General features: G+C 55.3%; 13 protein-coding genes, 1 tRNA gene and 1 pseudogene. 4 read left to right on the top strand and 11 right to left on the bottom strand.

What is annotated here, in order from left to right; all coding sequences use genetic code 11:
- Nucleotides 1–26 precede the first annotated feature (26 nt).
- Together Poly59_RS13410 and Poly59_RS13405 are read left to right on the top strand one after the other, a co-directional pair.
- Nucleotides 27–3,140, top strand: a complete 3,114-nt coding sequence (locus Poly59_RS13410) for a DUF1553 domain-containing protein (protein WP_146534633.1) — start codon at nucleotides 27–29, stop codon at nucleotides 3,138–3,140.
- Entirely contained in the window at nucleotides 3,137–4,555 is a 1,419-nt protein-coding gene (locus Poly59_RS13405; protein WP_146534632.1) for a DUF1501 domain-containing protein, read from the top strand. Before Poly59_RS13410 ends, Poly59_RS13405 begins: the two co-directional genes overlap by 4 nt.
- Nucleotides 4,556–4,632: 77 nt before the next feature.
- Here the strand turns inward: Poly59_RS13405 and Poly59_RS30655 are convergent, their stop codons facing one another.
- The 3 genes and pseudogenes from Poly59_RS30655 to Poly59_RS30650 all read right to left on the bottom strand — a co-directional run.
- Entirely contained in the window at nucleotides 4,633–4,884 is a 252-nt protein-coding gene (locus Poly59_RS30655) for a DUF1501 domain-containing protein (protein ID WP_390621483.1), read from the bottom strand.
- Between the two features lie 157 nt (nucleotides 4,885–5,041).
- The gene (locus tag Poly59_RS30155) at nucleotides 5,042–5,209 is read right to left on the bottom strand and encodes a DUF1501 domain-containing protein (protein WP_246151625.1); all 168 of its coding nucleotides are present in this window, start codon (nucleotides 5,207–5,209) and stop codon (nucleotides 5,042–5,044) included.
- 28 nt (nucleotides 5,210–5,237) lie between these two features.
- Nucleotides 5,238–5,291: pseudogene (locus Poly59_RS30650) on the bottom strand (hypothetical protein); the annotation flags it as partial.
- Between the two features lie 401 nt (nucleotides 5,292–5,692).
- Between Poly59_RS30650 and Poly59_RS29465 the strand changes: the two are divergent.
- Nucleotides 5,693–5,959 carry a hypothetical protein gene (locus tag Poly59_RS29465; protein WP_186776346.1) on the top strand — a complete coding sequence of 89 codons (267 nt, stop codon included), beginning with the start codon at nucleotides 5,693–5,695 and terminating at the stop codon, nucleotides 5,957–5,959.
- Nucleotides 5,960–6,039: 80 nt separating this feature from the next.
- Here Poly59_RS29465 and Poly59_RS13395 read toward each other — a convergent pair.
- Together Poly59_RS13395 and rpsU are read right to left on the bottom strand one after the other, a co-directional pair.
- Nucleotides 6,040–6,113, bottom strand: a tRNA-Val gene (locus Poly59_RS13395).
- A gap of 95 nt (nucleotides 6,114–6,208) precedes the next feature.
- A complete protein-coding gene (rpsU, locus tag Poly59_RS13390; protein WP_146534631.1) occupies nucleotides 6,209–6,403 on the bottom strand; it encodes a 30S ribosomal protein S21 in 195 nt (64 codons plus the stop codon).
- 405 nt (nucleotides 6,404–6,808) lie between these two features.
- Here rpsU and Poly59_RS13385 point away from each other — a divergent pair, with 405 nt between their 5' ends.
- Nucleotides 6,809–6,988, top strand: a complete 180-nt coding sequence (locus Poly59_RS13385; RefSeq protein ID WP_146534630.1) for a hypothetical protein — start codon at nucleotides 6,809–6,811, stop codon at nucleotides 6,986–6,988.
- A gap of 26 nt (nucleotides 6,989–7,014) precedes the next feature.
- On the opposite strand, the gene Poly59_RS13380 is transcribed toward Poly59_RS13385, so the two are convergent.
- The 6 genes from Poly59_RS13380 to Poly59_RS13355 all read right to left on the bottom strand — a co-directional run bounded on the left by Poly59_RS13380 (nucleotide 7,015) and on the right by Poly59_RS13355 (nucleotide 13,927).
- The gene (locus tag Poly59_RS13380; RefSeq protein WP_146534629.1) at nucleotides 7,015–8,025 is read right to left on the bottom strand and encodes a VWA domain-containing protein; all 1,011 of its coding nucleotides are present in this window, start codon (nucleotides 8,023–8,025) and stop codon (nucleotides 7,015–7,017) included.
- A 9-nt stretch (nucleotides 8,026–8,034) separates the two neighbouring features.
- A complete protein-coding gene (locus Poly59_RS13375; protein ID WP_146534628.1) occupies nucleotides 8,035–9,165 on the bottom strand; it encodes a VWA domain-containing protein in 1,131 nt (376 codons plus the stop codon).
- On the bottom strand, nucleotides 9,165–10,166 hold the full coding sequence (locus Poly59_RS13370; protein WP_146534627.1) for a hypothetical protein: 1,002 nt from the start codon (nucleotides 10,164–10,166) through the stop codon (nucleotides 9,165–9,167). Before Poly59_RS13370 ends, Poly59_RS13375 begins: the two co-directional genes overlap by 1 nt.
- On the bottom strand, nucleotides 10,163–11,038 hold the full coding sequence (locus Poly59_RS13365; RefSeq protein WP_146534626.1) for a DUF58 domain-containing protein: 876 nt from the start codon (nucleotides 11,036–11,038) through the stop codon (nucleotides 10,163–10,165). Before Poly59_RS13365 ends, Poly59_RS13370 begins: the two co-directional genes overlap by 4 nt.
- A gap of 110 nt (nucleotides 11,039–11,148) precedes the next feature.
- The gene (locus Poly59_RS13360) at nucleotides 11,149–12,189 is read right to left on the bottom strand and encodes an AAA family ATPase (RefSeq protein WP_146534625.1); all 1,041 of its coding nucleotides are present in this window, start codon (nucleotides 12,187–12,189) and stop codon (nucleotides 11,149–11,151) included.
- Between the two features lie 130 nt (nucleotides 12,190–12,319).
- Nucleotides 12,320–13,927: a hypothetical protein gene (locus tag Poly59_RS13355; RefSeq protein WP_146534624.1), complete on the bottom strand. Its 1,608-nt coding sequence runs from the start codon at nucleotides 13,925–13,927 to the stop codon at nucleotides 12,320–12,322.
- Between the last annotated feature and the right edge of the window lie 77 nt (nucleotides 13,928–14,004).

The raw sequence follows: 14,004 nt of genomic DNA, 5'->3' as shown, positions 1-14,004 counted from the left end.
GTTTTGAATGAGAGCCTCGTCCAGCCATGAATGCCTTTGCGAAGATCCTTTCCGTCTTCCCCCTGCTGTTGCTGTCGGTCTCCGCACAGGGGCAAGATTCTGGCGTCGATCTCTATCTCAACGAAATCAAGCCGCTGCTGAAAGATCGATGCTTCGCGTGTCACGGTGCTTTGAAACAGGAAGCCGACTTGCGATTGGACACCGCGAAGGCCATGGACGACCATGGGATCTTCGACGGTGAATTGCTCAGCCGTTTGACTTCAACCGAAGACGACGTGCGAATGCCTCCCGAAGGCGAAACGCTAACGGCTCAGCAAATTGATGTCATCCAGAAATGGCTGAGCAACGGTGCCGCTGCCCCGGAAGACGAGCAAGCGGAAGCGGATCCGACGCAGCATTGGGCGTTTCAGAAAATACAACGTCCTCCCTTACCAGCGGTGCGGGAACCCAACCCGATTGATGCTTTCCTGGTGGCAAAACAAACGGCAAACGGGTTGAAACCACAGAAGACAGCGGTGAGAAGTTTGCTGCTGCGACGGCTCTACCTCGATGTCACCGGCCTGCCACCCACGGCGGAACAGCTCGTCTCAGATGAACCGCTTGAAGAAATCGTCGATTCGTTACTGGGTAGTCCGCAATACGGCGAACGTTGGGGGCGGCACTGGATGGATGTCTGGCGATATAGCGACTGGTACGGTCTCGGCGAAGAGCTGCGCAACGGCCAAAAGCATCTTTGGCATTGGCGAGATTGGATCATCGATTCGCTCAATGGCGACAAAGGCTATGACCAGATGATCATGGAGATGTTGGCCGGAGATGAGCTGGCTCCGCAAGATCCAAAGGCAGTTGCGGCCACTGGATTTCTGGCCCGCAACTACTATTTGTTCAATCGCACCACCTGGCTGGATGACACGATCGAACACACCAGTAAAGCGTTTCTGGGTTTGACGATGAACTGCGCCAAATGTCACGACCACAAATACGATCCGATCAGTCACGAAGACTACTATCGTTTCCGCGCGGTGTTCGAACCTCATCATGTCCGCCTGGACGCGTTGCCAGGTGAAACGGATTACGCGAAGAACGCGCTTCCTCGGGTATACGACGACAGATTGGATGCCGCCACTTTCCTTCACCGCCGAGGCGACCCCGCTCAGCCGGTCAAGGATAAAACGATTCCCCCAGGTCCGCCAGGATTCTTGGCGGCGTTCGCCGAGACGCCGATGCCAATTGATCTGCCAGTGGAAGCTTGGGCTCCGGGAGTCCGAGACTATGTGCAAATGGATCGACTGGCGAAAGCGGAAGCAAACGTTGAGCAAGCACGCAAAGCACTCGCGAAAATCAGACTCGAAACCAAAACGGAGAACAAACCAACTGCGAAGCCAACCAACACTGTCGGCAAGGCGCTGAGTGATGATTTCAAAAAGGCTCGTCCCGATATCTGGGAGACGATCGGCGATGGTTGGCGTTACCAAGGCGGCCTGCTTTCGCAAACGCAGCCCACAACCGATCGGACATGTTTGCAAACCAAGTCGCATCATCCCCGTGACTTTGAACTGACGCTGAGATTCCAAACAACGGGTGGCACAAAATGGAAATCAACCGGGATTCGTTTTGATGTCGACGAAACGAACGAAAACGCTCACACCGTCTATGTCAGTGCCTTTGCCAGCGGGCCGAAAGTACAACTCGCCCACACCCAGGCCGGCAGGCAAGTCTATCCCGGAAATGCCAAAGCCGACCGCGCGATACAGCTGCATCAGGAATACTCGCTGAATGTTCAAGTCAGGGAAGATTTGATCAATGTTTCCTTGAATAGAGAGTTTCTTTTTGCTTACCGGTTACCGCAACGACACGCCGGATCAATCGAGTTGTTCGCATTCGATGCCGCCGCGGATTTCTACTCGATCGACGTCAAGCCGTTGCCCGCCGACACCATTTTGCAGCAAACAAAAGATCAACCTGCGGCTGTTGATTCCAACAAGTCACTGAAGTTGGCGCAGGCTCAGGAGACTTTGGCCGAGTTGGAATGGAAAGCACTGAAGGCAGCCATCGCGGTGGACAAAGTAATGTTCAAACCAGACCATTCTGAGTCGCCTTTCAAGGAAATCTTGTTAGAACAGTCTGGACGACTTCAGCTTCAAACGCGGTTGGCGAAAGCGGAAGTCGATCTGCTGAAAGCAGATGAAGCCAAACAAGCCGATGCCGTCAAGCGAATAGACGCGGCGAAAGCCGCATTGGCTGCTGGGAAATTACCAGAGCATGCACCGCTACAAGGTAGCGAGCGGGCACTGAATCAAAAGACAGACAACGTTTCCCAGTTTGCGACGGTGTATCCGAAAACCAGCACCGGGCGTCGGATCTCGCTGGCCCGTTGGATCACGCATCGCGACAACCCGTTGACCGCGCGGGTCGCCGTCAACCACATCTGGATGCGACACTTCGGAACACCGCTGGTCGATTCGGTGTTTGACTTCGGCAGGCGGGCACCCCAACCGCTGCACCAGGATCTTTTGGATTATCTTGCTGCTGAGTTGATCGAATCGGGCTGGAGCATGAAGCACTTGCACCGCTTGATTCTCACGTCCAAGGCTTGGCAACGTAGTTCATCGAACCTTGACGCCGACGTGCAGACGCTCGTTAGCGATTCAGCGAACCGTTATTACTGGCGGATGAACAATCGACGAATGGAATCTCAGGCAATTCGCGATAGCTTGCTTCATTTGGCTGGCAAGCTTGATCCGACGTCAGGAGGCCCATCTGTCGAACCTGCTCGCGACGTCCGTCGCCGTAGCGTTTATCTGCGTCACTCACGAGATGAACGCGACAATTTTCTATCGACATTCGACGATGCCGATGTGTTCGGTTGCTACCGTCGCAGCGAGAGCATTGTTCCCGGGCAAGCGCTTGCCTTGATGAATAGCCGCGAAGCGATCGAAGCGGCAGGTGACATCGATTCACAATTTGACACCGCTTTGTCAGACACCGAAATGACTGAAGCTGCATTCCGATTGCTGCTTGCCAGACCTCCCTCGGCCAATGAAATGGCAGCTTGTCTTTCTTTCTTGACCGAAAACAAAGACCGCGTCCGCTTCATTCATGCACTGCTGAATCACAACGATTTCCAGGTGATCCGATGAACCACCCCCTCTCACGTCGACAGTATCTGCTTCGGTCCGGCCTTGGCTTCGGCGCCCTGGCTCTTGACGGGATCGTTGCTGCTGAGGAACCTTCCAAGCCCGATGGGCGACCGCCTTTTCAGCCCAAAGCGAAACGTGTGATCTGGCTGTTCATGCGAGGTGGCGTCAGCCACATGGAGAGTTTTGATCCGAAGCCGGCGCTCAATCAATTCGCGGGAAAATCAATCAGCGAGACCCCTCACGCGGATGTTCTCGCCCCAAAACATTTCAAGGATCTGAGGGTCGTCGTCGTCGATGATGCGAATGGGAAAAGTCGCAACACAATCTATCCGTTGCAGGTCGGCTTTAAGAAGCACGGGCAGTCGGGCATGGAGATCAGTGATTGGTTTCCGCGAATTGGATCTTGTGCGGACGACATCGCGCTCATTCGCTCGATGTGGACAACTGACAACAACCACGGCGCCCAGGTCCAATTTCACTCTGGTCGACACATGTTGGACCCACGAGCGCCGACGATTGGCGCCTGGATCAACTACGGTCTCGGCTCCCTGAGTGACAACCTGCCACAATTCATCAACATCGGCCCACGTTTTTTTGACAAGCGAGACGGGCACTACCTGGGCCCAGCCTACGATGCGGTGAACCTGAAAGTCGACCCCGCGAATCCGCTCGACTACGCCAGTCCGTATGGCGGAATGAACGCGGCCGAGCAGTTGGGCAATTTGAATTTCACCAACGGACTGAACCGACTTGCTGCCGAACAGTTTCCAGGTGATCCAGCCTTGGAAGCACGAATCCAGTCTTACGAGCTGGCTTTTCGGATGCAGACCGCTGTGCCTGACGTGCTGGATTTTGACAGCGAATCGGAAGAAACTCGCAAACTGTATGGACTCGATCAAGCCGAGACCAAAACGTTCGGCCAGCAGCTTCTAGCCGCTCGCCGATTTTCCGAACGCGGCGTACGGTTCATTCAAATCATGCATGGTGACGGTGCGGCCGGTGCTTGGGACCATCATTCGGGGCTCAAACAAGGGCACGCCAAGCTTTCGAAACAAGTCGACTTGCCCACGGCTGGTTTGCTGAAAGACTTGAAGCAGCGAGGTCTGTTGGAAGACACCATTGTTGTGTTCGCAACCGAGTTCGGACGCACACCAGGCTCCCAAGGTGCCGATGGCAGAGACCATCATCCGTTTGGCTTCAGTGTTTGGATGGCAGGCGGCGGGCTCAAAGGCGGCGTTGTTCACGGCTCCACCGATGAATTGGGTTTTCATGCCGTCGAAAACCCTCACTATGTGACCGACGTCCACGCCACGATCAATCATCTGTTGGGCATCGACCCACGCCGCTTGGAAGTTCCCGGCTACAAGCGTCTGGATCAAGATTACGGCAACATCATCAAGGAAATCATCGCTTAGTAAAGACAGCAGCAATCCAGTGCTGGATAGTGCCAATATGGATGGAAGTGATCGCAACTCGTGGTCGGAACGAATCTTTAAGCCGGCTTGGCGTCGGCCATGGTCGGGCGTGCATGAATTACAACGAACTCCAATCGGCCAATTCTTTTGTTTTTAAGCGAAGACTTCGCGAATGACATGTCTTCGACGTTCGTCGGCCGAAGTTGAATACCATTGCGCTCGAATATAAGCCGCTCGTGGTCGAGGCCGAGTAGATGCGAGATCGTGGCATTGAAATCGTACAACGGATGAAAGTTCTGAACTGCGTTCTGGCCGAGTTCATCTGTCATGCCGTGACTGACGCCCAGCTTTACTCCGGCTCCGGCCAACCGCACGTGAATTCATCGAGTTTGTGGTCGCGACCCTTGGCGCCTTTTTGAAAGAACGGCATTCGCCCAAATTCTGTGCTCTATACCACGAGCGTTTCGTCCAACAGCCCGCGAGCTTTCATGTCTTGATCAACGCTACAATTGTTTGATCGAGCACGGCGGCGTGCGTATCGTCTTGTTCTTTCAAGTTGCTGTGTTCATCCCAAGTCAGTTTCCCGCCGCTGGCGTAAACGCCGCTGAACAACTGCACAACTGCACAACTGAACGAATCGAACGTCGCTTTCAATCATTCGTCGAGCGGGAATGCAGTTGCTGGGGAAAGCCGCACGATTTGGATTGGATTCATCGTCGGCTCCGTAATTCCTCAGAACCGGTGCGGGCTCCGAGCTCGAGTCGGTGATCTCGGGCCAGGTTAAGCTGCATCCTGGCGGCGACTAACTCGCTGGCGATCCGCGCTGCCAGCTTGCTATCGCCGGGATGTTGTTGAAGATGTCGTTCGTTGATTCAATGCAACATCGCCCGCGCCGCACGATCAACAGATCCGGTCACAACAGGGGCACCGAGGTGTCGAATCGGTTCTTTGGAACTGAGTGGCGTTCCCTGAAACGCAGCAGGAAAAAGCTCGGGTTCCCAGTTGTTCGAATCATTCTGTGGAACGCCCCGCGGGTCAGGCATTGCGACATAGGTAGGCAAGTGGATTGCCAAACATCGAGACGGCGAAGGTGTTGTGTGCGAAGTGGCTACGGGATGCCGGGACAAGCAGGACGCTATGGCAGTTCTTGCGGAATTGACTGGCCGTGCCGAGCTTGTCAAAGCGAAAGTGTTGTCACCTGAACAAGACCAGATTGCCGAAGATGCTGGCACGCCGATTGGCGAGCACATCGAAGCATTCGTGGAGTATCAACGGCAAAAACGTACCGGAAAGAAGCGGATCGACGCTTACGATAGCAAGCTGCGGGAATCGCCCGCGGTGTGCGGATTCAGTCGCTTGTCGACTATTTCGATAGAATCGTGGTTAAATAGAGACCTTTCCTGACCATCAAGATCCGCCCACCGTCGTGAGGCAAGACACGAAAAAACCCGCGGAAACGCAAGGGTTTCGCGGGTTTAAGTGGATGGGCGCTGAGGGACTCGAACCCCCGACCCTCTCGGTGTAAACGAGATGCTCTAACCAACTGAGCTAAGCGCCCGCGTTAGCGGATTGCGGGATTCATCGGTCAGGTTCCAGCTTGAACGTTGGTCTATTTTGCTGAAACCTGATTCTTGATCCGGATACCGGCTGTATTTATCGGCCTAGCAGTCGGGTTCGGCGTGCTCGGCGCTCGGCTCGCAGGCGTGCGCGGCGGTCAGTTTCGCTGGGCTTTTCGTAGTATTCGCGGCGGCGCATCTCTTTTTTGATGCCGCTACGCTCGACCAATTTCCGAAATCGGCGGACAGCTTCTTGGATTGTTTCCCTGTCCCGAACTACTAACTTAACCATCTTTGCTCCGAATTCATCTGAGAGAATTTTCTCCCTAACTGAGGGAATTGCAACGAAATCCGCCACTCGGCGGGGACGCGATGTGGCGGCAGTTTAGACCTTTATGCCCTTTTCTAGCAATGGGCAATAAGGCACCCGACACCACTTTTCTAATCGTCTGGGTCGACAGCTGGGCATGAGGCTGTTCTGGGATGTCCCGCGGCAGTCGGGGCCGGCAGGTTTGCCTGGTCGGATTACGCGGAAAAACCGGCAATCTTTACCGAGTTTTGCGGATCGTTGCGATCGCACCGACGGTCATGGACGGTCAACATCCGAGCCGATTCTCCCTGCAAGCCCAGCGAATTTGTTTTGTGATTCCGCAAAAATCTCGCCGTGGGCATTTCACTGACCCCGGTTGAGCTCAAAATGTCGCCCACGCCTACTTCGCAAGTCGCTGACCAAGAACCAGGTCAATTGCTTCGTGAACTGGAGCAGCGTCAAGATGACGTGCTGGAGCAACTTGATGCTCTCGACGCAAAGCTGAAAGCCGTTCTGACTGGTTTGGGTGTGACGATGGAAGATGATCTGGATGAGTCGTTGGTCTAGTCCGGATCGGTTTAAATGGCACCGGTTCAGTCTTTGCCAATCCATAGGGTCGCCATCAAGATGACGATCGCGGGGGTGAGAAACCACGCGAACCGTGCTTCGTAATTGTCCACCGTTGCCGTTTCAAAGTCCTGCTGTTCGACGCTGGCGATATAGCCGTGGTAGACATCGGACATGTTGACCTGTTTGGTGCCGGCCGGAATGTAAGCGCCGCCGGTCTCGGTCGCGACTTGCGAAAGAATGTCGCCATTAAGTTTCGAAACAACCGTTTCGCCATCGTGCGTCATGAACGACGAGCGACCTGATCGCGTTCGGATGGGGATCTTCGCACCGACGTCAAAGTCGCCCAGACCGATCGTGAAGATCGTGACGCCTTTGTCTTGGTGAACTTTCTTGGCCGCTTCGATCGGCCGGCTCTGCATGTCTTCGCCGTCGGTGACGAGCACCATCGCTTTGTGTTCGTTGGTCTTGGTCAAGTATCCTTCGGCGGCCACGGTGATGGCATCGCCCAGCTTAGACCCGCCACGTACAATGTTTTCGGGGCCAACTTCGTCGAGTCGTTGCTTGAAGTCATCGTAATGGCTGGTCATCGGAATCACTTGCTTGACTTCGCCTGCGAAGACAGCCAGGCCGATGCGGTCGCCGGTCATCTCGTCGATCACGTCGCGGATCATCTGTTTGGCTCGGTCCAGTCGCGTCGGCGTGACGTCTTCGGCCAACATACTGCGCGAGACATCCAGTACGAACATCACCTCGATTCCTTTTTGCGGAATCGTCCGCGACACCTTCCCCCAGCGAACGTCGACGATACACAGCACCAACAGAGTCATTGCCAGCACTACGCATGTCAGCGATATCCACCGTCCGGCCAGTGACGTTTTGCCGAACACGTGTTCTCGCAAATCTTTGGTGACAAACCGCAGGGCCGCGCGTCGATTTCCGGCAAATGATAGCAGCGTTAGCAGAGCGATCGCGGCGACCAGCCATAGATAGTTCAGCCTGGCAAGCGAGCCAATTTCGAATTCGTTGAAGTTCATCAGATGGCCTTAGGTCAGGACGCGAAAAACGGTTCGCCGCAGCACCGCTGCGATGGCCAGGAACCACAACGCGATCACCAGCAGCGGCGGCACATGCCAACCACTGATCCGCACGTCCTGGACCGCCATTTCGCGGTAGTCAGCAAAACGCTGAGTTTCGACTTTGGTCTTTTCCAGCTTGTCGATTTCACCGTAGATGGTTTCCAGCGAGTCAGTGTCGGTGGCGCGGAAGTACTTGCCGCCTGTTTTGTCGGCGATCTGAGTGAGTGTTTCTTCGTCGATGTTGACGCTGACATAGTCGACCAGGATTTGGCCCGAACGGGTTCGGCGAACGGGAAATGGCGCTTGGCCTTTCGTGCCAACGCCGATCGTGTAGACCTTGATGCCCATCGCTTTGGCCAGTTCGGCACCTTCGGATGGTTCGGTTTCGCCAGCCGTGTTTTCACCATCGGTCAGCAGGATGATGACTTTGCTTTGGCGTTTGTCGGTGTCTTCAACTTTTTCGTCGAGTGAGCTGAGTTTATCAACGGCAAGGCTAAGTGCGTCGCCGATTGCGGTGCCGTCTTCGTTTCGATCGTTGACGATTTCAGTGTTTTCCAACTGGGCGACTAGAAATGGATGGTCCAGTGTCGGTGGCGTGATCGCATCAGCGTAACCGGCAAACGTAATCAGCCCGATCAAGTCGCTGACACGGCCTGCGACCGCAGTGTCTTGATCTTCGTCGTGTTCGTCGGAGCTGCGATTGCTGCGTAGGGCGTCTGGATTGCCGAGCACAAATTTCGAGGCGACATTCTTGATCGCGGTCAGGCGATCGACGTTGGTTCCGTCAATTTTGAAGTCGAGCGCTTGCATACTGCCGCTGCGGTCGACGACCATTTCGATCGCGATCCCTTCGCTTGTCACGATCGTTTGTTCTTTGCCATAGCGTGGGCGAGCAAGTGAGATGATCATCAGCGCGAGCGCAGCCAACGACAGAGCGACCGGCAACCAAGCCAGTCTTTGCCGCCACGTTGGTCGTTCGTCCCATAACGCGGCGGCCGAACTGAATGAAATCGACATTGGGTCTCGCCGATGCCAGGATCGCCAAGCCAGCAAGGGAATGATCAGTAATAACGCGAGCCAACCAGGGTACAGAAACATTACTGAACCTCTTTCGGTGCCGCGGTGCCAGCATTCTCGGCGCGAGCAATCGTTTGGACCATCGATCGTATTCGTTCGCACCACTGGTTGATCGAGGCGTCGTTGGAAATCTCTTCGCCAGAGAACTTTTGGCGGTCAATCTCGCGAGTGAATTGATCGAGCGTGATGACGGCGTCAGCAGGCCAGTCGGATTGTTTGGCCACTTGCATCAGTTCGGCAGACGACATGGCGGTGGCGGGCGTCTGTTGGTTGTACTCGATGAAACGACGCACCGTGGCGGCAAGCTCGTCCATCGGGTTTGCACGGCCTGGTCGCTTGCCGGACTGAGACTCAATGCGTTCAATTTCCGCGATTGCCCAAGTATCGGCTGCAATCGGTTGGCGACGGCGATACCGGAAAACCGCGATCAACAATCCGGCAAATGCCGCAAGCGAGGCAATGGCAATCGGCACATTCGAACTTGATGTTGGGGCCGCCGGTCTGGCCGTTACTGGTCCCTTCAGGTCGCGAAACTGGGTTGGGTCAGAAATCGGATCAAGAAGCGACTCGATCATTACATCGATTGGTTCGCTAACAATCGGTTTGGGCCCGGTCGTCATGCCGGGTAATTGATAGGCGACCGAAAGAGATGGGATGGTGTGGAGACCGCTGGAAAGCGTTTCGATCACATATTGGTAGATTCGTGTTTGCCGGCCGCCGGCGGAGGGCACGATGGTCGGCGCCGCGCGATCCGTGACGCTGAATCGGCCCAGCGTTTTGTTAATCACGGTGCCCTTATGCATCGGCGGGAAGATACTTGTCCGGTCCGGTGCTTCGATTTCGATGCGCAGCGTAATCGGAGTTGCGACCGGCGCTTGCGACGGAGTCGCTGTGATCGTCATTTCAACGTCACCATCGGTAATGATCTGTGGCGAAGGATCGGCGGCATCGAGGCCGCTGGCACATGCCGTCAACGCCAGAATCGCGAACATTCCCGTCAGATTTGTACGAACTCGGCTCACGCCTTCGCCTCCCGGCGATGAAAAAACCGTTGCAGTGGTTCGACATAGTCTTCGCCTGTCACGATACGAATCGGCTCCATTTTCATCCGCCGAAACATCGCTTCAGTGGCAGCGATGCGCGCCTGCATTCGCTCGGCAAAGCGGAGCCGATGCCGGCGACTGGATGTGTCGATTGAAACCTGGCGTCCCGATTCAGGGTCACGCAGGCGAATCATGCCGACGTTGGGCAGTTCGGTTTCGTGCCGATCGCTGACCATGATCGGAACCACGTCATGTTTTCGCCTAGTCACACGTAGCGTTCGTTCAAAGCCCTCGTCTTGAAAGTCGCTGACCAGAAACACAACGCTGCGCCGCGAAGCGGTTCGGCCCAAGTGATCCAACGCTGCTCGGATATCTGTGCCTCGTCCGATCGGGGCACAGTAAAGCAGTTCGCGGATCAGACGCAGTACGTGCCGGGTTCCCTTGCGGGGCGGAAGCGCTTTTTCAATCTGGTCAGTGAACAGAGTCAAGCCAACTTTGTCGTTGTTCTTAATCGCGCTGAAAGCCAACGTCGCGCCGAGTTCGGTGATCAGTTGACGTTTGGTTTGATGGTTTGTTCCAAAGTCTTGGGAAGCGCTGAGGTCGACCAATAGCATCACCGACATTTCTCGTTCTTCGTGAAAAAGCTTCACGAATGGTTCGCCGGCGCGAGCGGTGACGTTCCAGTCGATCGTACGGATATCGTCGCCGACTTGGTATGGCCGTACCTCTTCGAATTCGATCCCGCGACCCTTGAACGCGGAATGCCAGCTGCCGGCCAGCAAATCATCCACGACGTGAGAGGTGTTGATTTGGATTCGGCGAATGTTCTGCATCACTTCGCGGGGAATCATGGCGGGAGAGGACGTAGGTGATAGGAATCAGGTGACAGGTGACAGACGTTTCGTATCAGGAGCTTGGCACTTTTCCTGTGACTTGCTGCCTTTGTTTTTTACACCTGCGATCAAGGCACGGGTATGGTTTGCAAAATTGTGCTGACGATGTCCTCGGCTGTTTTTTCTTCGGCTTCGGCTTCGTACGTGATGATGACTCGGTGCCGCAGCACGTCCATCGCGACCGCTTTGACGTCTTCGGGTGTTGCATAGGCACGGCCTTGAACGAAAGCGTTTGCTTTGGCGGCCAATGTCAGATTGATGGTCGCCCGGGGCGAGGCACCGTACTGAATCAATTCGCTAAGATCCAAGCCATAGGCGACTGGGTTGCGCGTCGCCATGACCAAATCGACAATGTACTCTTCGACTGCTTGGCTGACGTGAATCCGGTCGACCAATGCTCGAGCCATCATCACTTCCGCCGGCGTCGTGACCGGCTGGACTTCGACTGCCGAATTGGTTTTGGAATAACGCCGCAAAATTTGCAGTTCTTCGTCGCGATTGGGATAGTCCACGACCACTTTCATCAGAAAACGGTCCATCTGTGCTTCGGGCAGCGGGTAGGTGCCTTCTTGTTCGACGGGGTTTTGCGTCGCCATCACCATGAACGGTTCGTCCAGAAAGAACGTTTCGCCACCGATCGTGACCTGTCGCTCTTGCATCGCTTCTAATAGTGCGCTTTGCACTTTTGCCGGGGCGCGGTTGATTTCGTCTGCCAAGATCAAATTCGAAAAAATTGGGCCTTTCTGAACCACGAATTCTTGCGTTTGGGGGCGATAGACCTGGGTTCCGATCAAGTCGGCTGGCAACAGGTCGGGTGTGAACTGTAGTCGTTGGAACCCTGTGCTGATCGCTTTGGACAAGCACGCCACGGCTGTCGTCTTGGCTAGTCCCGGAACGCCTTCGATCAACAAGTGGCCGCCCGTTAGCAGAGCGATCACCATGCGGCCAATCAGGCCTTCTTGACCGACAATCGTCTTGCCAACCTCGTCGACCAAGCGGCGAAACGGGGCGCTGTGAACTTGGATCTCGGCCGTCAATTCTCCCAACGTTTCATGCCCCGAGTTGATGTTGTCGGGGGTGATGGGATCAGAATGGGATTCGAACGTCATGAATTCGAAGTGGATGCAGGGGGCAAGGCGGGCTGTAAGGGAATCGGTAACCAAAGGCTACCGTCGATTCTCCTTTACGCCAACGGTCCAACCTAGGTTCGGATAATCAGCCCGCGCCAGAAGAACGACGCTACGGCTTCATTTTTACGTGAATCAGTCGCTCGTTGGAATCGATGTTGATGACTTCGGCCCAATCGATGGCGGCTGCGACCGATTCGGGTGACCGAGAATCAAAAAGAGCGATCAACGAGGTATCGCCAAATCCGAATCCAATGGAACGGCGAATATCCAGACTCTTTTTTAGTCCATCAATCAAGGCATCGCCTGCCGCGCCGTCGACGCGGTCGTCGATTCGCAGCAGCACGGTTTTGTCTTTAGTGTGCTGCCTGCGAATGTTTTGCGTTGTACGGGCCAGCCAGTCGTCAACGTTTCCGCGGTTTCTTTGGAAGCCTTGCGGTGGGCCGCCAAAGGAGTTTTGCGGCGAGCCGTTGTCCGGGGTCATTCGGTTCATGTCGGCAAACACGTCCTGCTTACCGACCGCCATCAGGCTTTCCATGTTGCCTACGTAACGTTTTTGGGCAGCGGCGTCGTCAAGTGGCCCATGCTCGTTCGCGAGATCGATCAACCGAAAAGCAATGTCGGCGTCGTATGACATCGAATGGCCAAAGTAGGGCGAGAAAGCTCGGAACATTCGGTCGGGCTTTTCAATTGTCTTGAATTGATCGGTCAATTCAGCAAGGTCGTCAGCGGCGGCCGACATCGCCGACGAAATCGCTTGGTAATCGCTCGCGGAATCGGCCGTCATGACGGCTTTCCAAACCTTTCGTTTGGCCATGATCGCACCGTATTCGATGGTTTGCAGAGGGTTTTGCGGTTCAGGAGTGGGAAGCCAAGCCGATTCAATGGTCGAGCGAACATCTTGCATCTTTCCCATCAGTTCCATCGACGCATCGCGAAGAGCGGTTGACGCAGCCAGTTGTTGCCGCGCCACGTTCGTGACCTCGGGTGTTTCCGTTTGTTTTGTTTTGTCGGGAGCTTGTGCTTTTAACCATTCCATCAGCGAAGCCCATTGATCGGGGCTCGTCGTTGGCAGGTTGATCGCGCGACGCCGGATTTGGTCACAACGCTCGTTTTGCGCTTTTAAAGTCTCAACCGCTGTGGCGATCGCGGCTGGATCAAGCGAGGTGCCGGGTTCCTTCAGCGCGGTAAACAGGTCGCTGGTCGATTTTCCCACATCGACATAGTCCGCCAGCACGGACTCGTGAGAATCCATCATCGGCAATGATGCAACAATCGATTTGATCGGCAAAATTTTGTTGATCGGGATCGAATCACGCATGGAATAAACGCCAATGCCAGCGCCCAGGGTGATCAGCACGCAGATGGCCGGCACGATCAATTGCTTGACCCATTTGCCACTGCTGGGATTGTGGGTAGCGGGGCGAACACTCGGCTGGAATGTACCCGCGGGCGGTTTTGGTACACCCGCCACAGGCTTGGGGCGGGGGGGAGCTACCGGACGCAGATTTTTGGGCCGCGCCGGTGCCGATGTCGCTGAGATCGGCGCAGGCAAATTGGCGAAGTCGTCCAGTTTTCTAGCGGCAGTGATCGTGCCTTGGGCGGTCAGCCCGATTTGGTTGTGGCATTTTGGGCAAGTGACTTCCGACGGACCACTGGGACGCTGTAGCCGCAGCGGCAGCGCACACTTTGGGCATTTGATGTCGAGAATCGGATTCATAGAAACGGCTCTACCTAGACGCCTCGGGGGGGACAGCCTCAATTGTACAGGTGGTTTACGTTGTTCGCGGTTGAAAA

The sequence above is a fragment of the Rubripirellula reticaptiva genome (genome assembly GCF_007860175.1).
GTDB classification, from domain to species: domain Bacteria; phylum Planctomycetota; class Planctomycetia; order Pirellulales; family Pirellulaceae; genus Rubripirellula; species Rubripirellula reticaptiva.
This window is presented reverse-complemented; position numbering and strand designations above follow the sequence as displayed.